Genomic DNA, 14,172 nt, shown 5'->3' with positions numbered 1-14,172 from the left:
TAGAGAAGGGGCCGTTCCCGTCGTGACGGCCGGGTGAGTGAGCGTGACCGCGGTCCTCGGTGAACCGCTCGTCGTGGTTGACCCTCACACCGTGGGAGGGTCGAGACTGACCGCACCCCCGCACGACGCACCAGCCCAGGAAGCCACATGATCATCGACGACGTCTCGTTCCCCCGCGGTCAGCACTGCGAGACCACCACCCTCGGCGCCCTGCTGCGCCACGAGGGCCTCGACCTGTCCGAACCGCTGCTGTTCGGCCTCGGCGAAGGCCTGGGCTTCGTCTACTGGGACGCGAAGAACCTCGACTTCCCGTTCCTCGGCGGGCGGGTCAAGCCGTTCGCGCTCACCCGGACCGCGGCCACCCGGCTGGGCCTCGACCTGCGCGCCGAGGAGACCACCTCGCCGCGCAAGGCGTGGCAGAACGTCGTCACCCACCTGTCCGCGGGCCGCCCGGTCGGCCTGCAGCTGGACTCGTTCCACCTCGACCACTTCACGACGAAAGTCCACTTCGGAGGTCACTTCGTCGCGATCCACGGCTACGACGACGACACCGCCCACCTCGTCGACACGGCTCAGCAGGGCGGCAACGTCACCACGACGCTGGCGAGCCTGGCGAAAGCCCGTGCCGAACGCGGACCGATGACCGCCCGCAACCTCTCCTACACCGCCACCGCGCCCACCGGCCGTCCCGAGCTCGGACACGCGGTCCGGGAAGCGGTGCGCGCCAACGCACACGCGTTCCTCACCCCGCCCATCGCCAACCTCGGGCACCGCGGCATCGCCACGGCGGCGAAGCGGGTGGCGCGGTGGTTCGACCGGGCCGGCGACCCGTCCCGCGACCTCCCGCTCGCCGCGATGCTGATGGAGCGCGGCGGCACCGGCGGATCGCTGTTCCGCGCGCTGTACCGGGACTTCCTCGCCGAGGCCGCCGAGCTCACCGGCGACGACACCCTGCGGCACGGCCACGGGCTGTACGCCGCGATCGCGCCGCTGTGGACCGAGGTGGCCGACCACATCGCCGCGGCCGGGGAGACGGGTGACCAGGGGCGGCTGGACCGGGCAGCGGCGGTCCTGGGCGAGCTGGCGGAACGGGAACGGGCCGCGATGGAGGTGCTGGCCCGCGTACGCATCGGCTGAACCGGCCGTGCCGACCAGGCCACGACAGCAGCGCGTGCGCGGTCGAACCGCCGGGACGTGGCCACGACGCCGCAGCCACGTCACCGCGCCCGAGGAGAACGAGCGTCAGAGTTCGGAGAAGTGGGCCGCGTCGCCGACCACGGTCGTGCTCGCCACGCCCTCGACGCTGACCGGCACGTCGCCCGCGAGGGTGATGCGGTGCAGCCGGCGGCGGGCGTTGTCGTAGTCGTCGACGCCGTAGTGCTGGGTGGCCCGGTTGTCCCAGATCGCCACGTCACCGTCGGCCCACTGCCAGCGCACGGTGTTCTCCAGCCGGGTGACGCGGTCCTGCAGCAGCTGGAAGACCGCCTTGGACTCCGCGGCCGTCAGGCCGACGATCCGCTTGACGAAGTGCCCGAGCAGCAGCGCTCGTTCGCCGGTCTCCGGGTGCACGCGGACCAGCGGGTGCTCGGTCTCGTAGCGCTGCGACTCGAACTCCGAGCGGTAGGCCCGTTCCTTCACGTCGACACCGCCGATGCGGGTCGAGTCGACGTGACCCGCGTAGTCGTAGACGTTGGTGTGCACCGCCCACAGCCGGTCCACGAGCGCCTTCAACGCCTCGGGCAGCTCGTCGTAGGCGCGTGCGGTGTTCGCCCAGACCGTGCTGCCCCCGTACGGCGGCAGCTCGACGGCGCGCAGGATGCTGATCGCGGGCACGCGGTCGACGAACGTGACGTCGGTGTGCCAGCTGTTGGCCTTGCCGTAGTCGGAGTCGATCGCCAGCACGTTGGTGTGGTTCTGGCCCTTCACCGTGGGGTGCGCGAGGGTCGGGCTGCCGAGCAGCCGCGCGAACGCGAGCTGCTCCGCGTCGTCGAGGTGGTGCTGGTCGCGGAAGAACACGACCTTGTTGGCCAGCAGGGCGGCCCTGATCTCCGCCACGACGTCCTGCGGGAGGTCGCCGCCGAGCCGGACGCCGTCGACGCGTGCGCCGATGCCCGCACCCAGTTTGGCGACGGTGGCGGAAAGTTGTGCGGTCATCGCGGACTTCCTCTCGTGGTGGCGAACTTCCCCACCACCGTGCTGATGTCCGCGCCGCGTGCGCAACATCGCGCGGCCGGAAAACAAGTCTTCCCAGCACCTGGAAGGGATTGACCGGCCGAGTTCCTTCCAGCGTGAAAAATAGGTGGGACCGTCCAGCCCGGCTCCATGATGTGGGACGTGCGGTCCGGCCGTTGACCCCGTCCGATCCGGGTGTGACGCTCGCTCCGTGAGCCAAGCCGCCTCTCTCACCTCGCGCCGGCACGTCGACCTCCGACGGCACGCCAGCGCCTTCTGTCGCGCCGGTCGCTGAATCCGCTCCGCATTTCCACCGGGACCGTTCGTCCCGTTCTTCAGCGTGCCCGATTTCCCTTCGACAAAGGACCTGCCGTGACCACCACGCGACGGAACTTCCTCGGCCTTTCCCTGCTCGGACTGACAGCGGCGACCGTCGGCTGCTCCACCGCCGCCGGTGCCGGCGTCGAGACCAAGACGCTGCGCTACCAGGGCTGGGCGGGCGACGTGACGCTGCCGGAGCTGGCAGCGGAGCTGGGCTACCTCGGCGACGTGAAGCTCGAGTGGGTCGGCAACACGATCAGCGGCCCGCAGGACATCCAGTCCGCCGCCACCGGGCAGGTCGACTTCGGCGGCGCGTTCAACGGCGCCGTGGTCAAGCTCAAGGCCGCCGGAGCGCCGATCCGGTCCGTGATCGGCTACTACGGCGCCGACGAGAACGCCTACAGCGGCTTCTACGTGCTCGACGACAGCCCGGTCCGCACGGCCCGCGACCTGCTCGGCAAGAAGGTCGGCATGAACACCCTCGGCGCGCACCACGAGGCCATGCTCGGCATCTACCTCAAGCGGGCAGGCCTGAGCCAGGACGAGGTCAAGAAGGTCGAGCCGATCGTCGTGCCCCCGGTCAACACCGAGCAGTCGGTGCGGCAGAAGCAGATCGAGGTCGGTGTGCTCGGCGGCATCCTGCGCGACAAGGCGCTGGAGAAGGGCGGTGTGCGCAAGCTGTTCTCCGACTTCGACCTGCTGGGCCCGTTCACCGCCGGCACGTACGTCTTCACCGAGAAGTTCCTGCGCGACAACCCCGGCACGGTCCGGACGTTCACGAGCGGCATCGCGAAGGCGATCGAGTGGAGCCGCACCACCCCGCGCGAGGAGGTGGTGGCGCGCAAGGTCGAGGTCCTCACCCGGCGCGGGCGCAACGAGGACCCTGCGGCGCTCAGGTACTGGAAGTCCACGGGGGTCGCCGAGAAGGGCGGCAAGATCCTCGACCGGGAGCTGTCCATCTGGGTCGACTGGCTCGCCGAGCGCGGGGAGATCACCCGGGACCAGGTGCGGCTCACCGACCTGTACACCAACGAGTTCAACGAGCTGGCCCGATGAGCGCGCACATCGCCTTCCGCGGCGTCACCAAGCGGTTCGACGTCAAGGTCCGCGGTTCCCGGCAGCGCACCGGGTTCACCGCCGTCGACCGGATCGACCTCGACGTCGAACGGGGCGAGTTCGTCGTCCTCGTCGGCCCCAGCGGGTGCGGCAAGTCCACGCTCCTTGACCTGCTCGGCGGACTCACCGAACCGAGCGAGGGCGAGATCCTGCTCGACGGCCGCCCGATCACCGGTCCCGGCCTCGACCGCGGCATCGTGTTCCAGCAGTACGCGCTGCTGCCGTGGCGCACCGCTCAGGGCAACGTCGAGTTCGGGCTGGAGGCGACCGGGGTGCCGCGCAGGCAGCGCGCAGGGCGGGCCCGCGAGTTCCTCGACCTGGTCGGGCTGACCGGGTTCGAGGACCGGCACCCGCACCAGCTGTCCGGCGGCATGCGGCAACGGGTCGCCATCGCCCGCAGCCTCGCCTACGACCCGCAGGTGCTGCTGATGGACGAGCCGTTCGCCGCGCTCGACGCGCAGACCCGCGAGTCGTTGCAGGACGAGCTGCTGCGGATCTGGCAGCGCACCGGCAAGACCGTCGTGTTCATCACGCACTCCATCGACGAGGCGGTCCACCTCGGTCAGCGGGTGGTCGTGCTGACCTCGCGGCCGGGCCGGGTGAAGGAGGTCGTGCCGATCGACCTCGGTGACCGGACCCGGCAGGACGACCTGCGCTCGAGCCCCGAGTTCGCGCGCTGCCGGCACCGCATCTGGGACCTCCTGCACGACGAGGTGTCCCGTGCCCAGCAACAGGAGAAGGAGGTGGTGGGCGCATGACCGCGCTGCTGGAAACCCCGTCACGGACCGAGGACCACGCCCCGCCGGCACCGGCGCGGCCACGCGGGGCGGTGGCCCGGCTGGCCGACGCGCTGCTGACCGCCGTGGGCAAGGTCGTGGCCATCGCGGTCGTGCTGGCCGTCTGGGAGATTGCGCCCCGGTTCGGCCTGGTGGACTCCACGTTCCTGCCGCCGTTCTCGACGGTCCTGGAGTCGTGGTGGGACCTCGCGGTGAGCGGGAAGCTGCTCGACAACACGCAGGCGAGCCTGGTGCGGTCGCTGTCCGGCTTCGGGCTCGCGGTCGCGGTCGCGGTCCCGCTCGGGCTGCTGATCGGCTGGTACAAGCCGGTCGCGAACCTGCTCAGCCCGCTGCTGGAGGTCTTCCGCAACACCGCCGCGCTCGCGTTGCTGCCGGTGTTCGTGCTGCTGCTGGGCATCGGTGAGACGTCGAAGATCGCGATCGTCTGCTACGCCTGCACCTGGCCGGTCCTGCTCAACACGATCAGCGCCGTGCGCGCGGTGGACCCGACGCTGCTGCGGCTCGCGCGGTCGATGGACCTGGACGGCTTCCGGTTGTTCCAGAAGGTGATCCTGCCCTCGGCGGTGCCCACGGTGTTCACCGGCGTCCGGCTCGCCGGCGCGTTGTCGATCCTCGTGCTGGTGGCCGCGGAGATGGTCGGCGCCAAGGCCGGTCTCGGGTACCTGATCAACGCCTCGCAGTTCAACTTCGCGATCCCGCAGATGTACGCCGGGATCATCACCCTGTCCGCCATCGGCGTGCTGTTCAACCAGGTGCTGGTCGCTCTGGAGCGCCGGTTCACCTCGTGGCGCGTCCCGGTCGGAGCCTGAGGAGGGGTCATGACGCTCACAGCTGACGTGCTGGTGGTGGGTGGCGGTCCGGCCGCCACGTGGGCCGCGCTCAAGGCCGCCGAGCAGGGTGCCTCGGTCGTGCTGGCGGACAAGGGGTACTGCGGGACGAGCGGCGCGACCGCGTCCGTCGGCACCGGTGTCTGGTACGTGCCGCCGGAGGAGAAGGCCCGTGAGGCGGCCATGGCCAGCCGTGAGGCGCTCGGCGGGTACCTCGCCGACCGCCGGTGGATGGCCCGCGTGCTCGACGAGACCTACGAGCGGGTCAACGAGCTGGCCGATGCCGGGCGCTACCCGTTCCCCACCGGACCGGACGGCACACCGCTGCGCAACGGCCTGCAGGGGCCGGAGTACATGCGGCGCCAGCGGATCCGGGTCAAACGCGCCGGGGTCGTCGTCCTGGACCACAGCCCGGTCACCGAGCTGCTCACCGCCGACGACGGCGCGGTCGCGGGCGCTGCCGGGTACCGGCGGCAGGCCGGTCGGCCGTTCGAGGTGCGCGCGGGCGCGGTGGTCGTCGCCACGGGCGGGTGCGCGTTCCTGAGCAAGGCGTTCGGGTGCGACGTGAACACCGGCGACGGGGCGTTGCTCGCGGTGGAGGCCGGCGCCGAGCTGTCCGGCATGGAGTTCTCCAACGCCTACGGCATCGCCCCGGAGCACACGTCCGTCACGAAGACCGCGTTCTACAACTACGCCACCTTCTACCGCGCCGACGGCGAGGTGCTGGAGGGCGCGGGCAGCCAGCGCGGGCGATCGGTGATCGCGAGGACCCTGTTGTCGGAGAAGGTGTTCTGCAAGCTGGACCTGGCCGACGACGCGGCGCGCAGGGCGATGCGGCTGGCGCAGCCCAACTTCTTCCTCACGTTCGACCGGCTGGGCGTCGACCCGTTCACCGAGCCGTTCGCCGTGACGCTGCTGGCCGAGGGCACCGTGCGCGGCACCGGTGGCATCCGGATCGTCGACGACGGCTGCGCCACCACCGTTCCCGGTCTGTACGCCGCCGGTGACGCCGCCACGCGCGAGCTGATCTGCGGCGGGTTCACCGGCGGTGGCAGCCACAACGCCGCGTGGGCCATCTCGTCCGGCTCGTGGGCCGGCCGGTCCGCCGCCCGGTTCGCGCTCGCGCTCGGCCGCGGCACCCGGCGGGTCACCGCGGCCGGTGGCGCGGGCCTGCGCCCGACCGGCCGTTCCGCGGAGGTCGACGTCGAGGAGGTGGTCCGTGCGGTGCAGGCCGAGGTCCTGCCCTACGACAAGAACTACCTGCGCCACGGCGACGTGCTGCGGGCGGCGCTGGGAGAGCTCGACGAGACCTGGCGGTCGGTGCGGTCGGGCCTGCGGGCCGAGGGTGCCGCGGTCGTGCGGGCCCGGCAGGCGGCGGCGATGGTGGCGCACGCGCGGTGGATGTACACCTCCGCCCTGCTGCGGGAGGAGAGCCGCGGCATGGCCAGGCGGCTCGACCGCCCCGGCCTCGACCCCGCCCAGCACCACCGGATCACCTCCGGCGGCCTGGACGAGGTGTGGGCCCGCCCGCAGGAGGTGGCGGCGTGATCGAGCTGGTGTCGGCGGCGCAGTGCATCACCTGCGACAAGTGCATCGAGGTGTGCCCCACCAACGTGTTCGACCGGGGTGCGGACGGGCTGCCGGTGGTCAGCAGGCAGTCCGACTGCCAGACGTGCTTCCAGTGCGAGGCCAACTGCCCGGCGGACGCGCTGTTCGTGGCACCGCAGACCCACCCGCTGCCACCGGGGTCGCCCGCGCACGACGAGGACCACCTGCGCCGGACCGGGCTGCTCGGCAGCTACCGCAGGGAGATCGGGTGGGGCCGCGGCCGCACGCCGGGCGCGGCGCGCGCCGTCGGCCCCGCCCTGTCCCCCTCCGCCCCGCCGCTGATCTCGTGAGCGGCACCGCGTCGGTCGTGCTCGGCACGGTGCTGCGGTGCGGGCCGATCGCCCGCAGCACCATCGCCCGCACGTCCGGTCTGAGCCCGGCCGCGGTGACCCGTGCCTGCGCGGCCCTGACCGAGCTCGGGCTGCTCGCCGAGGTGCCGCAGGCCGTGCCGTACCGGGGCATCGGACGGCCGCACGTACCGGTCGACGTCGACACGAGCCGGCACGTCGTGGCCGGCGTCCACGTCGCGCACCTGTTCAGCACGATCACGCTGGTCGACCTGCGCGGCCGGGTGCTCGTGCGGCGGACGATCCCGCACACCGCGGCGGACGACCCGCACGAGGTGCTGACGACGGCCGCCGACGAGCTGCTGCGGCTGCACGCCGACCGGTTCCCCGGCCACATCCCGATCGGTCTCGGCGTGGCAGCGGGCGGCTGGGTCGACCCGACCGGCGGTGTGGTCGTCCGGCACGCCTCGCTGGGCTGGCGCGACGTCGAGGTCGCCGCGCTGCTCACCGCGAGGACCGGGTTGCCGGTGCGGGTCGACAGCCACGCCAGGGCGCTGGCACGGGCCGAGCAGCTCTTCGGTGCCGCCCGCGGCCGCGAGTCGTTGCTGCACCTGTTCGTCGGCAACGTCGTCGACGCGGCGATCGTGACCGCCGGCACCACCCACCGCGGGCCGCGGTCGGCCGCAGGGGACGTGGCGCACCTGGCGCTGGGCGACCCCGGCGTCCGGTGCGGGTGCGGCAAGCGCGGGTGCCTGGAGGCCACCGTGTCCGACCGCGCCTGGGCCGAGCGGGCCCGCCTGGCCGGGGTGGTGCGGCGGCCGTCGATCTTCGACCTGGTCGACGACGCCGTGGCCGGGTCACCCGCGGCGCGGGCGGACCTCGTCGAGCGGGCCCGCGTGGTCGGGAGGGCGGCGGCCGTGCTGTTCGACTTCCTCGACCCGGAGGTCCTGGTCGTCACCGAGATCGGCACGAACCGGCTGCCCGACTGCGCCGCCGCGCTGCGCGAGGAGGTCGCGGCCATGTCGCGCGCGTCCGCGGACGCGGTGCTGGCGAGCAGCTTCGGCGAGGACGTGCTGGCGGTCGCGGCGGGTGCCGTGCAGCTGGACGCCCTCTACGCCGACCCCTTGAACATCCGAAACCCAGTCTGGCAGGGAGTCTGAAGTTGTCCGCACGCGAACTCCACCTCAACGCGTTCTTGATGGGCGTCGGCCACCACGAGGCCGCCTGGCGGCACCCGCGCACCGACCCGCGGGCGCTGGGCGACGTCACGCACTTCCAGCACCTCGCGCGCACCGCCGAGCGCGGCACGTTCGACTCGGTGTTCCTCGCCGACGGCGTGCAGATCTGGGGCGACGTCACGCACACCGCCGCCGGTCACTTCGAACCGCTCACCCTGCTCACCGCGCTGGCGCAGGCGACCGACCACATCGGACTGATCGCCACCGCGTCCACCGGGTTCAGCGAGCCCTACAACCTCGCGCGGCTGTTCTCCTCGCTCGACCACATCAGCGGCGGCCGGGCCGGCTGGAACATCGTCACGACCGCCCAGGACCGATCGGCGCAGAACTTCAACCGCGAGGTCAACACCGAGCACGCCGAACGCTACGAGCGCGCAGCGGAGTTCCTGGACGTGACCACCGCCCTGTGGGACTCCTGGGAGGACGACGCGGTCGTCGCCGACCCCGGTTCCGGCGTCTACGCCGACGAGGCGAAGGTGCACGAGGTCGGCCACCGCGGTGCGCAGCCCGCAGGGGCGTCCGCTGCTGGTGCAGGCCGGGTCCAGCGAGGACGGCAGGGCGTTCGCGGCGGCCTGGGCGGAGGCGGTGTTCACCGCCCAGCAGACGCACGAGGACGCCACCGCGTTCTACGCCGACCTCAAGCGCCGGGTGGTCGCGGCCGGTCGACCGGCGGACGGCGTGAAGGTGCTGCCCGGCATCGTCCCCGTGCTCGGCGGCACCGAGGCCGAGGCGCGGCGCCTGGCCGCGGAGCTCGACGAGCTGATCATCCCCGAACGGGCGGTGCGGCAGCTGACCGACATGATCGGCGTCGACCTCACCGGCCACCCGCTCGACGCGCCGCTGCCCGCGTTGCCGCCGGTCAGCCGCATCAACGGGGCCAAGAGCCGGTTCGAGCTGGTCCGCGACCTGGCCGAGCGGGAACGGCTGACGCTGCGGCAGCTGCTCGGCCGGCTCGGCGGCGGCCGCGGCCACCAGGTCGTCGCGGGCACGCCCGAGCAGATCGCCGACCACGTCGAGCTGTGGTTCACCACGGGGGCCGCCGACGGGTTCAACGTGATGGCGCCCCTGCTGCCGTCGGGGCTGGAGGAGTTCGTCGACCACGTCGTGCCGCTGCTGCGGGCGCGCGGCCTGTTCCGCACCGAGTACACCGGCCGGACGCTGCGCGAGCACTACGGGCTGGCCAGGCCGGTCAGCCGGTACGCCGCCGGGACGGAGGTCGTCGCCGAGGTCGGGTGAGCGCCGACGGACGCGCGGCGGTCACGTTCGCCGTGCGTCCAGCCGGGCGCCGATGTCGGCGAGCCGTTGGTCCAGCGGCACCCGGTGGGCGGCGTCGAGGCGTTCGAGCACGGCGATCAGCGGTGGGCACCCGGCCAGGTCCCGGCTTCCCAGCTCCGCCGCGTCGACCACGTGGGGGAACCGGGCGAGCGCGGGGTGGTCCTTCGTCAGCCGTTCACCACCGGTCCTGGGCAGGAACGCCTGCGTCATCGGGTCGTCGAGCCGGTCGAGCACGACCAGCGTGTCCTCGCCGCGCCCCTCGGCGGTCAGGAGCTCCAGCTCCCGCGCCAGTCCCGGCGTGAGCTCCGCCGCCCACACGACCACCTGGGCGGTGACGGTGATCAGCGTCGACACGGTGTCGAACCACGTCTCGTGCGGCAGGTAGAGCCGGACCGGCGCGGTGAACTGGCCCCAGTCCTGGTGGTCCAGCTCCAGCTCACCGGCGGTCGTGCTGGCCACGAGGACGAGCGGCACGGAGGCGGCCAGCTCGGTCAGCGCGGGTGTGGCGCCGCCGCCGAGGCTGATCACCTGGACGTGGTCCGCCGGGTCGTCGGGGCCGGCCAGGAGCGTCGAGGTCCCGGAGCGTTCGGTGAGCTCGAAGTTGCGCAGCAGCAGGACGAACGGCTCTCCGGTGCACAACCAGCTCCGCACCGTGCCGACGGACCTGCGGTGCACGGCCCCGGCCTGGCGGACCAGCTCGCGCAGGTGGTTGCGCGGTGCGCCGGCCCGCAGCCAGGACGCGAACCCGCGCGGGGTGGACCGGCGCCGCCGGTCCCAGTACCGCTGGCGTTCGAGGTGGCCCAGCTCGAACTCGGGCTCGCCCACGTGGAACCGGTCGAGCACCCCGGCGGCGTGCCGTGCCCGGACACGCCACAGGTCCACGTCCTCCGACGCACCCGGCGGGTCGGCCGCGAACTCGGCCGCGATCAGGTCGAGCAGCCGGCGTGCGGGCTCCTCGTCCCCGAGCTGGAGCCGCAGCAGGGCCTCGTTGCCCAGTCCCTGCGCCCGCCACCCGCGCAGGCCGGGGTCGGCGCTGCCGCGGCACCGGGTGCCCAGCTCACGCCACAGGGCGGCGACCTCCTCGACCCCCGCCCGGCCGGACGTGACGTGCCGGCCGCTCAGGTGCGCGAGGGTGGACAACGCCCGGCACACCGCGTCCTCCACCTGGACGTCCCCGGCTGCGCGAACCCCGTCCACGACCTCGCGCAGCACCCCGATCGCCAGCGCGGCCGACTCCCGGTCGACCGCCCGCACCGCGCACGTGTCGGTCAGCGCCATGACCGTGCGCACCGCCGTGTCACCGGCGGGTGCACGTCCCACGTGCCGCGCCAGCCAGCCCAGCAACAGGAACGCGTCGGGGGCACGCCCCCGGTCGAAGAGCTCGACCGCCGTCTCGAACGTCAGGAACGCGAAGGTGTGCGGATCGCCGTGGGTCGACACGACGTCGAAGTACCAGCGCCGGAACTGCTCGTCACCGGCCCTCCCGGCGTCCCGCCGCAGCTCGTCCCAGCCGGCGAGCGTGTCCGCCACGACCCGTGGCACGGTGAACTCGTCCTCATCCACCGGCACTCCCGGCGCTCGCCAGGAACGCGGCGGTGGCACGGGGGTCGCGCAGCACGTGCAGCGTCGCGCCGGGCGCGTGCTCGTTGACCGCCTCCAGCAGCAACGGCCGGCTCCGGCGCCGCCAGAACCACAGCCACACCCAGAAGTCGGCCCGTTCGCGCGACCGCAGCAACGCCCGCCAGGCACAGCGCCAGAACGGGAAGTCGAGCAGCACCACCGTGTCGGCCCGCCGCAACCGCACGGCGAGCACGTCGTGCGGACCCAGGTCGCCGTCCATGACCCACCGGTCCGCCTCGGCGAGCTCGCCCTGCACGATCGCCCACAGGTCGTGCGTCATCGGTTCGAGCTTCGGACCCCAGAAGTGCTTGTCCAGCTCGACGACGGGCAGTCCAGTGGCCTTGCCCAGTGCGACCGCCAGCGTCGACTTCCCCGCTGCACCGCGGCCCAGGAGCACCACGCGTTCCATTGCCGCCATGTTGCCAGTGGATCACAGACGGGCCGTCAGCGTGCGAACTTCGCGACAGCCTCCGGGGTCACCGGGGTGAAGAAGTTGACGAGGTTGCCGTCGGGGTCGCGGAACAGCAGCGCGCGGTTGCCCCAGGGCATCGTGGTGGGCTCGGTGACGAACTCGTCCACGACCCCGGTCAGGTTCCGGTGCACGGCGTCCACGTCGTCGACCAGGAACTCGATGATGACGCTGCGGTTGTCGGCGGGCCGCGCGGAACCGGGCGCGAACAGCGGCACGGTGCGGGTGCTGCCGATCGCGAGGGTCGCGCGACCGGTCCTGATCTCGGCGAAGTCCTCGGTGGCCCAGTCGGCGCGGATGCCGGTGGCGCGTTCGTAGAACCCGGCGAGGCGGGCGACGTCGGCGGTGATGACGCGGATCGAGACGAGGTCCATGAGCTTTCTCCCTTTGTTCGTCGGTACCTGTGCCCGCACGCTAAAGCGGATACCGGGCAGAACCCGCCCGGTATTTCCTGGAGACTTGTGCCATGACCCGGCCCACCGCCCGAGTGCTCACGCTGCTGGAGCTCCTGCAGTCCGGCGGCGTGCGGACCGTGGCCGAGCTCGCCGACCGGCTCGGCGTCAACGAGCGCACTGTGCGGCGCTACGTCGACCACCTCCTCGACCTGGACGTCCCGGTCGAGTCGGTGCGCGGCCGCTACGGCGGCTACCGGCTGGCCCCCGGCTACCGCATGCCGCCGCTGATGCTGACCGACGACGAGGCCCTGGCCGTGCTGCTCGGCCTGGTCGCGGGCCGCCGGACGGGCCTGACGACGGCGGCGGGCACGGCCGGTGAGACGGCGGCCGTGAAGATCCGCCGAGTGCTCCCGGACCACCTCGGCCGCCGGCTCGACGCCGTGCTCGGCTCCCTCGCGTTCACCGCTCCCGGCGCGGAGGCCACCGTCCCGGAGGGCGCCGTGCTGCTGACCCTCGCGGACGCGGTGGCGCACCGGCGGCCGGTGTCGATCCGGTACACCGGCGCCGACGGGCGGCGCAGCGAGCGCACCCTGCACCCGTACGGGCTGGTCAACCACGCGGGCCGGTGGTACGTGCGGGCCGCGGACCCTGCGCTCGGTGAGGGCCGCACGTTCCGGCTGGACCGCATCGGCGGCGCGCGGACGTTGCCCGGCACGTTCGCCGTGCCCGAGGGGCTCGACGCGGCGGAGCAGGTGGTGACGGGACTCGCCACGGCACCGCACCGGTACGAGGTGGCGTTGCGGGTGCGGGGCGACGAGGAGCAGGTCCGCGCGCGGCTCCCGGCCGGGGTGGCGGTGGTGGAGCCGGAGCCGGACGGCGGGGAGTGGGTGCGGGTCGGGCTGCGGGTGGAACGGCTCGACTGGCTGCCCGGTGTGCTGGCGGCGCTGGACCTGCCGTTCGTTGTCGACCGGCCGGACGAGCTGCGCGGGCTGGTCGCGGAGTTGGCTGAGCGACTGGCGCGGTCGGCGCGGCGGCGGCCGGAGGATTAGCCGCGCGCGGTCGGCACGCCGGAAGCCGGAGCGCTGGTCGCGCCAACTCAACGACTGACGCGGTCGGCACGCTGGAAGCCGGAGCGCTGGTCGCGCCGGCTCAGTGAAACCGGACGCTCTGAGCCGTCCGCAGCACCTACTCTGTCCGCGTGCTCCTCACCAGCGCCCGTCTCACGCTCCGGCCGTTCCGCCCCGAGGACGCACCCGCCCTCGCCGCTTACCGGTCAGACCCGGACGTCGCCCGCTACCAGGGCTGGGACGCCCCGTTCCCGCTCGACGCCGCCACCCGCATGATCGCCGAGATGACCGACCCCGCCGCACCCGGCTGGTTCCAGTACGCCCTCGACCGCGACGGCACCGTCATCGGCGACGTCGGCGTGAACACGCACGACAACCTCATGCAGGCCGAGATCGGCTACACCCTCGCTCCCGCCCACCAGGGCCGCGGTTACGCCACCGAGGCCGTGCACCGGATGCTGGAGCACCTGTTCACCGACCGCGGCCTGCACCGCGTGTCCGCCGAGACCGACGCGCGCAACGAGCCGTCGGTGAAGGTGTTGCTGCGGCTGGGTTTCCGGCAGGAGGGCCACCGCGTCGAGCACACCTGGACCGGTGGCGAGTGGACGGACGACCTGCTGTTCGGGTTGCTGGCGCGCGACTTCCGGCCGTCCGGCACGACGCCCTGACGCGGGTGAGGCACCAGGGCGGCGCCGGGTGCCCGTCCGATCGGTGACCGAGCGGAACGAGCACCCGGCGGAGCGGTCAGGCCTCCCGGGACTGGTCCACGGCCACCGCGTCGAGCACCTCGTCGAACGACCCGTACAGCTGGTCCGGCACGGCGTGCAGCGCGTGGACCGTGTCCTCGTCGGCGTTGTTGCGCGAGGCGTGGTCGACCAGCTGGCCCTTGTCGGCCGGGTAGGTGGCGTCCGCCAGCACCGTGCGCAACCGGTCGACCGTGGTCGTGTCGCTCATCGCTCTCCTCCGCATCGGGGTGTGGT

16 protein-coding genes and 1 pseudogene are annotated in these 14,172 nt (G+C 72.9%); 12 read left to right on the top strand and 5 right to left on the bottom strand.

Annotated features, from left to right (window positions below; all coding sequences use genetic code 11):
- Positions 1-147: 147 nt before the first annotated feature.
- Positions 148-1,137, top strand: a complete 990-nt coding sequence (locus tag ACZ7CF_RS06965; protein WP_470369087.1) for a BtrH N-terminal domain-containing protein — start codon at positions 148-150, stop codon at positions 1,135-1,137.
- A 105-nt stretch (positions 1,138-1,242) separates the two neighbouring features.
- On the opposite strand, the gene ACZ7CF_RS06960 is transcribed toward ACZ7CF_RS06965, so the two are convergent.
- Positions 1,243-2,154, bottom strand: a complete 912-nt coding sequence (locus ACZ7CF_RS06960) for a TauD/TfdA dioxygenase family protein (protein ID WP_360384003.1) — start codon at positions 2,152-2,154, stop codon at positions 1,243-1,245.
- Positions 2,155-2,383: 229 nt separating this feature from the next.
- Between ACZ7CF_RS06960 and ACZ7CF_RS06955 the strand changes: the two genes are divergently transcribed.
- The 9 genes and pseudogenes from ACZ7CF_RS06955 to ACZ7CF_RS06915 all read left to right on the top strand — a co-directional run bounded on the left by ACZ7CF_RS06955 (position 2,384) and on the right by ACZ7CF_RS06915 (position 9,602).
- Positions 2,384-2,467 (top strand): putative leader peptide, encoded by an 84-nt coding sequence (locus ACZ7CF_RS06955; RefSeq protein ID WP_360384958.1) that lies wholly within the window; start codon positions 2,384-2,386, stop codon positions 2,465-2,467.
- Between the two features lie 77 nt (positions 2,468-2,544).
- On the top strand, positions 2,545-3,549 hold the full coding sequence (locus tag ACZ7CF_RS06950; protein WP_360384006.1) for an ABC transporter substrate-binding protein: 1,005 nt from the start codon (positions 2,545-2,547) through the stop codon (positions 3,547-3,549).
- Entirely contained in the window at positions 3,546-4,367 is an 822-nt protein-coding gene (locus ACZ7CF_RS06945; RefSeq protein WP_360384008.1) for an ABC transporter ATP-binding protein, read from the top strand. Before ACZ7CF_RS06950 ends, ACZ7CF_RS06945 begins: the two co-directional genes overlap by 4 nt.
- Positions 4,364-5,215, top strand: a complete 852-nt coding sequence (locus tag ACZ7CF_RS06940) for an ABC transporter permease (protein WP_470369086.1) — start codon at positions 4,364-4,366, stop codon at positions 5,213-5,215. Before ACZ7CF_RS06945 ends, ACZ7CF_RS06940 begins: the two co-directional genes overlap by 4 nt.
- A 9-nt stretch (positions 5,216-5,224) precedes the next feature.
- Positions 5,225-6,781, top strand: a complete 1,557-nt coding sequence (locus ACZ7CF_RS06935; protein WP_470369085.1) for an FAD-dependent oxidoreductase — start codon at positions 5,225-5,227, stop codon at positions 6,779-6,781.
- Positions 6,778-7,131 (top strand): 4Fe-4S dicluster domain-containing protein, encoded by a 354-nt coding sequence (locus ACZ7CF_RS06930; RefSeq protein WP_470369084.1) that lies wholly within the window; start codon positions 6,778-6,780, stop codon positions 7,129-7,131. The genes ACZ7CF_RS06935 and ACZ7CF_RS06930 overlap by 4 nt, the downstream gene beginning before the upstream one ends.
- Positions 7,128-8,288: an ROK family protein gene (locus tag ACZ7CF_RS06925; RefSeq protein ID WP_458432484.1), complete on the top strand. Its 1,161-nt coding sequence runs from the start codon at positions 7,128-7,130 to the stop codon at positions 8,286-8,288. The genes ACZ7CF_RS06930 and ACZ7CF_RS06925 overlap by 4 nt, the downstream gene beginning before the upstream one ends.
- 38 nt (positions 8,289-8,326) lie before the next feature.
- Positions 8,327-8,722 (top strand): annotated as a pseudogene (locus tag ACZ7CF_RS06920) (LLM class flavin-dependent oxidoreductase); the annotation flags it as partial.
- A gap of 142 nt (positions 8,723-8,864) precedes the next feature.
- Positions 8,865-9,602, top strand: coding sequence for an LLM class flavin-dependent oxidoreductase (locus ACZ7CF_RS06915; protein ID WP_470369083.1), 738 nt, complete (start codon positions 8,865-8,867; stop codon positions 9,600-9,602).
- Positions 9,603-9,623: 21 nt separating this feature from the next.
- Here the strand turns inward: ACZ7CF_RS06915 and ACZ7CF_RS06910 are convergent, their stop codons facing one another.
- Genes ACZ7CF_RS06910 through ACZ7CF_RS06900 form a run of 3 tightly spaced genes read right to left on the bottom strand, consistent with a single transcriptional unit; the run spans position 9,624 to position 12,104 of the window.
- A complete protein-coding gene (locus tag ACZ7CF_RS06910) occupies positions 9,624-11,204 on the bottom strand; it encodes a hypothetical protein (protein WP_470369082.1) in 1,581 nt (526 codons plus the stop codon).
- A complete protein-coding gene (locus tag ACZ7CF_RS06905; protein ID WP_470369081.1) occupies positions 11,197-11,670 on the bottom strand; it encodes a P-loop NTPase family protein in 474 nt (157 codons plus the stop codon). Before ACZ7CF_RS06905 ends, ACZ7CF_RS06910 begins: the two co-directional genes overlap by 8 nt.
- Before the next feature lie 35 nt (positions 11,671-11,705).
- A complete protein-coding gene (locus ACZ7CF_RS06900; RefSeq protein ID WP_458432489.1) occupies positions 11,706-12,104 on the bottom strand; it encodes a VOC family protein in 399 nt (132 codons plus the stop codon).
- Positions 12,105-12,196: 92 nt separating this feature from the next.
- Here ACZ7CF_RS06900 and ACZ7CF_RS06895 point away from each other — a divergent pair, with 92 nt between their 5' ends.
- Together ACZ7CF_RS06895 and ACZ7CF_RS06890 are read left to right on the top strand one after the other, a co-directional pair.
- Positions 12,197-13,174: a helix-turn-helix transcriptional regulator gene (locus tag ACZ7CF_RS06895; protein WP_470369080.1), complete on the top strand. Its 978-nt coding sequence runs from the start codon at positions 12,197-12,199 to the stop codon at positions 13,172-13,174.
- A 149-nt stretch (positions 13,175-13,323) separates the two neighbouring features.
- Positions 13,324-13,860 (top strand): GNAT family N-acetyltransferase, encoded by a 537-nt coding sequence (locus ACZ7CF_RS06890; protein ID WP_458432491.1) that lies wholly within the window; start codon positions 13,324-13,326, stop codon positions 13,858-13,860.
- Positions 13,861-13,936: 76 nt separating this feature from the next.
- Here the strand turns inward: ACZ7CF_RS06890 and ACZ7CF_RS06885 are convergent, their stop codons facing one another.
- The gene (locus tag ACZ7CF_RS06885; protein WP_360384040.1) at positions 13,937-14,146 is read right to left on the bottom strand and encodes a DUF2795 domain-containing protein; all 210 of its coding nucleotides are present in this window, start codon (positions 14,144-14,146) and stop codon (positions 13,937-13,939) included.
- Positions 14,147-14,172 lie beyond the last annotated feature (26 nt).

The organism is Lentzea sp. NPDC036955, from assembly GCF_055608005.1.
The sequence above is the reverse complement of the archived record's forward strand: the minus strand, read 5'-3'. Positions and strand labels throughout refer to the sequence as shown.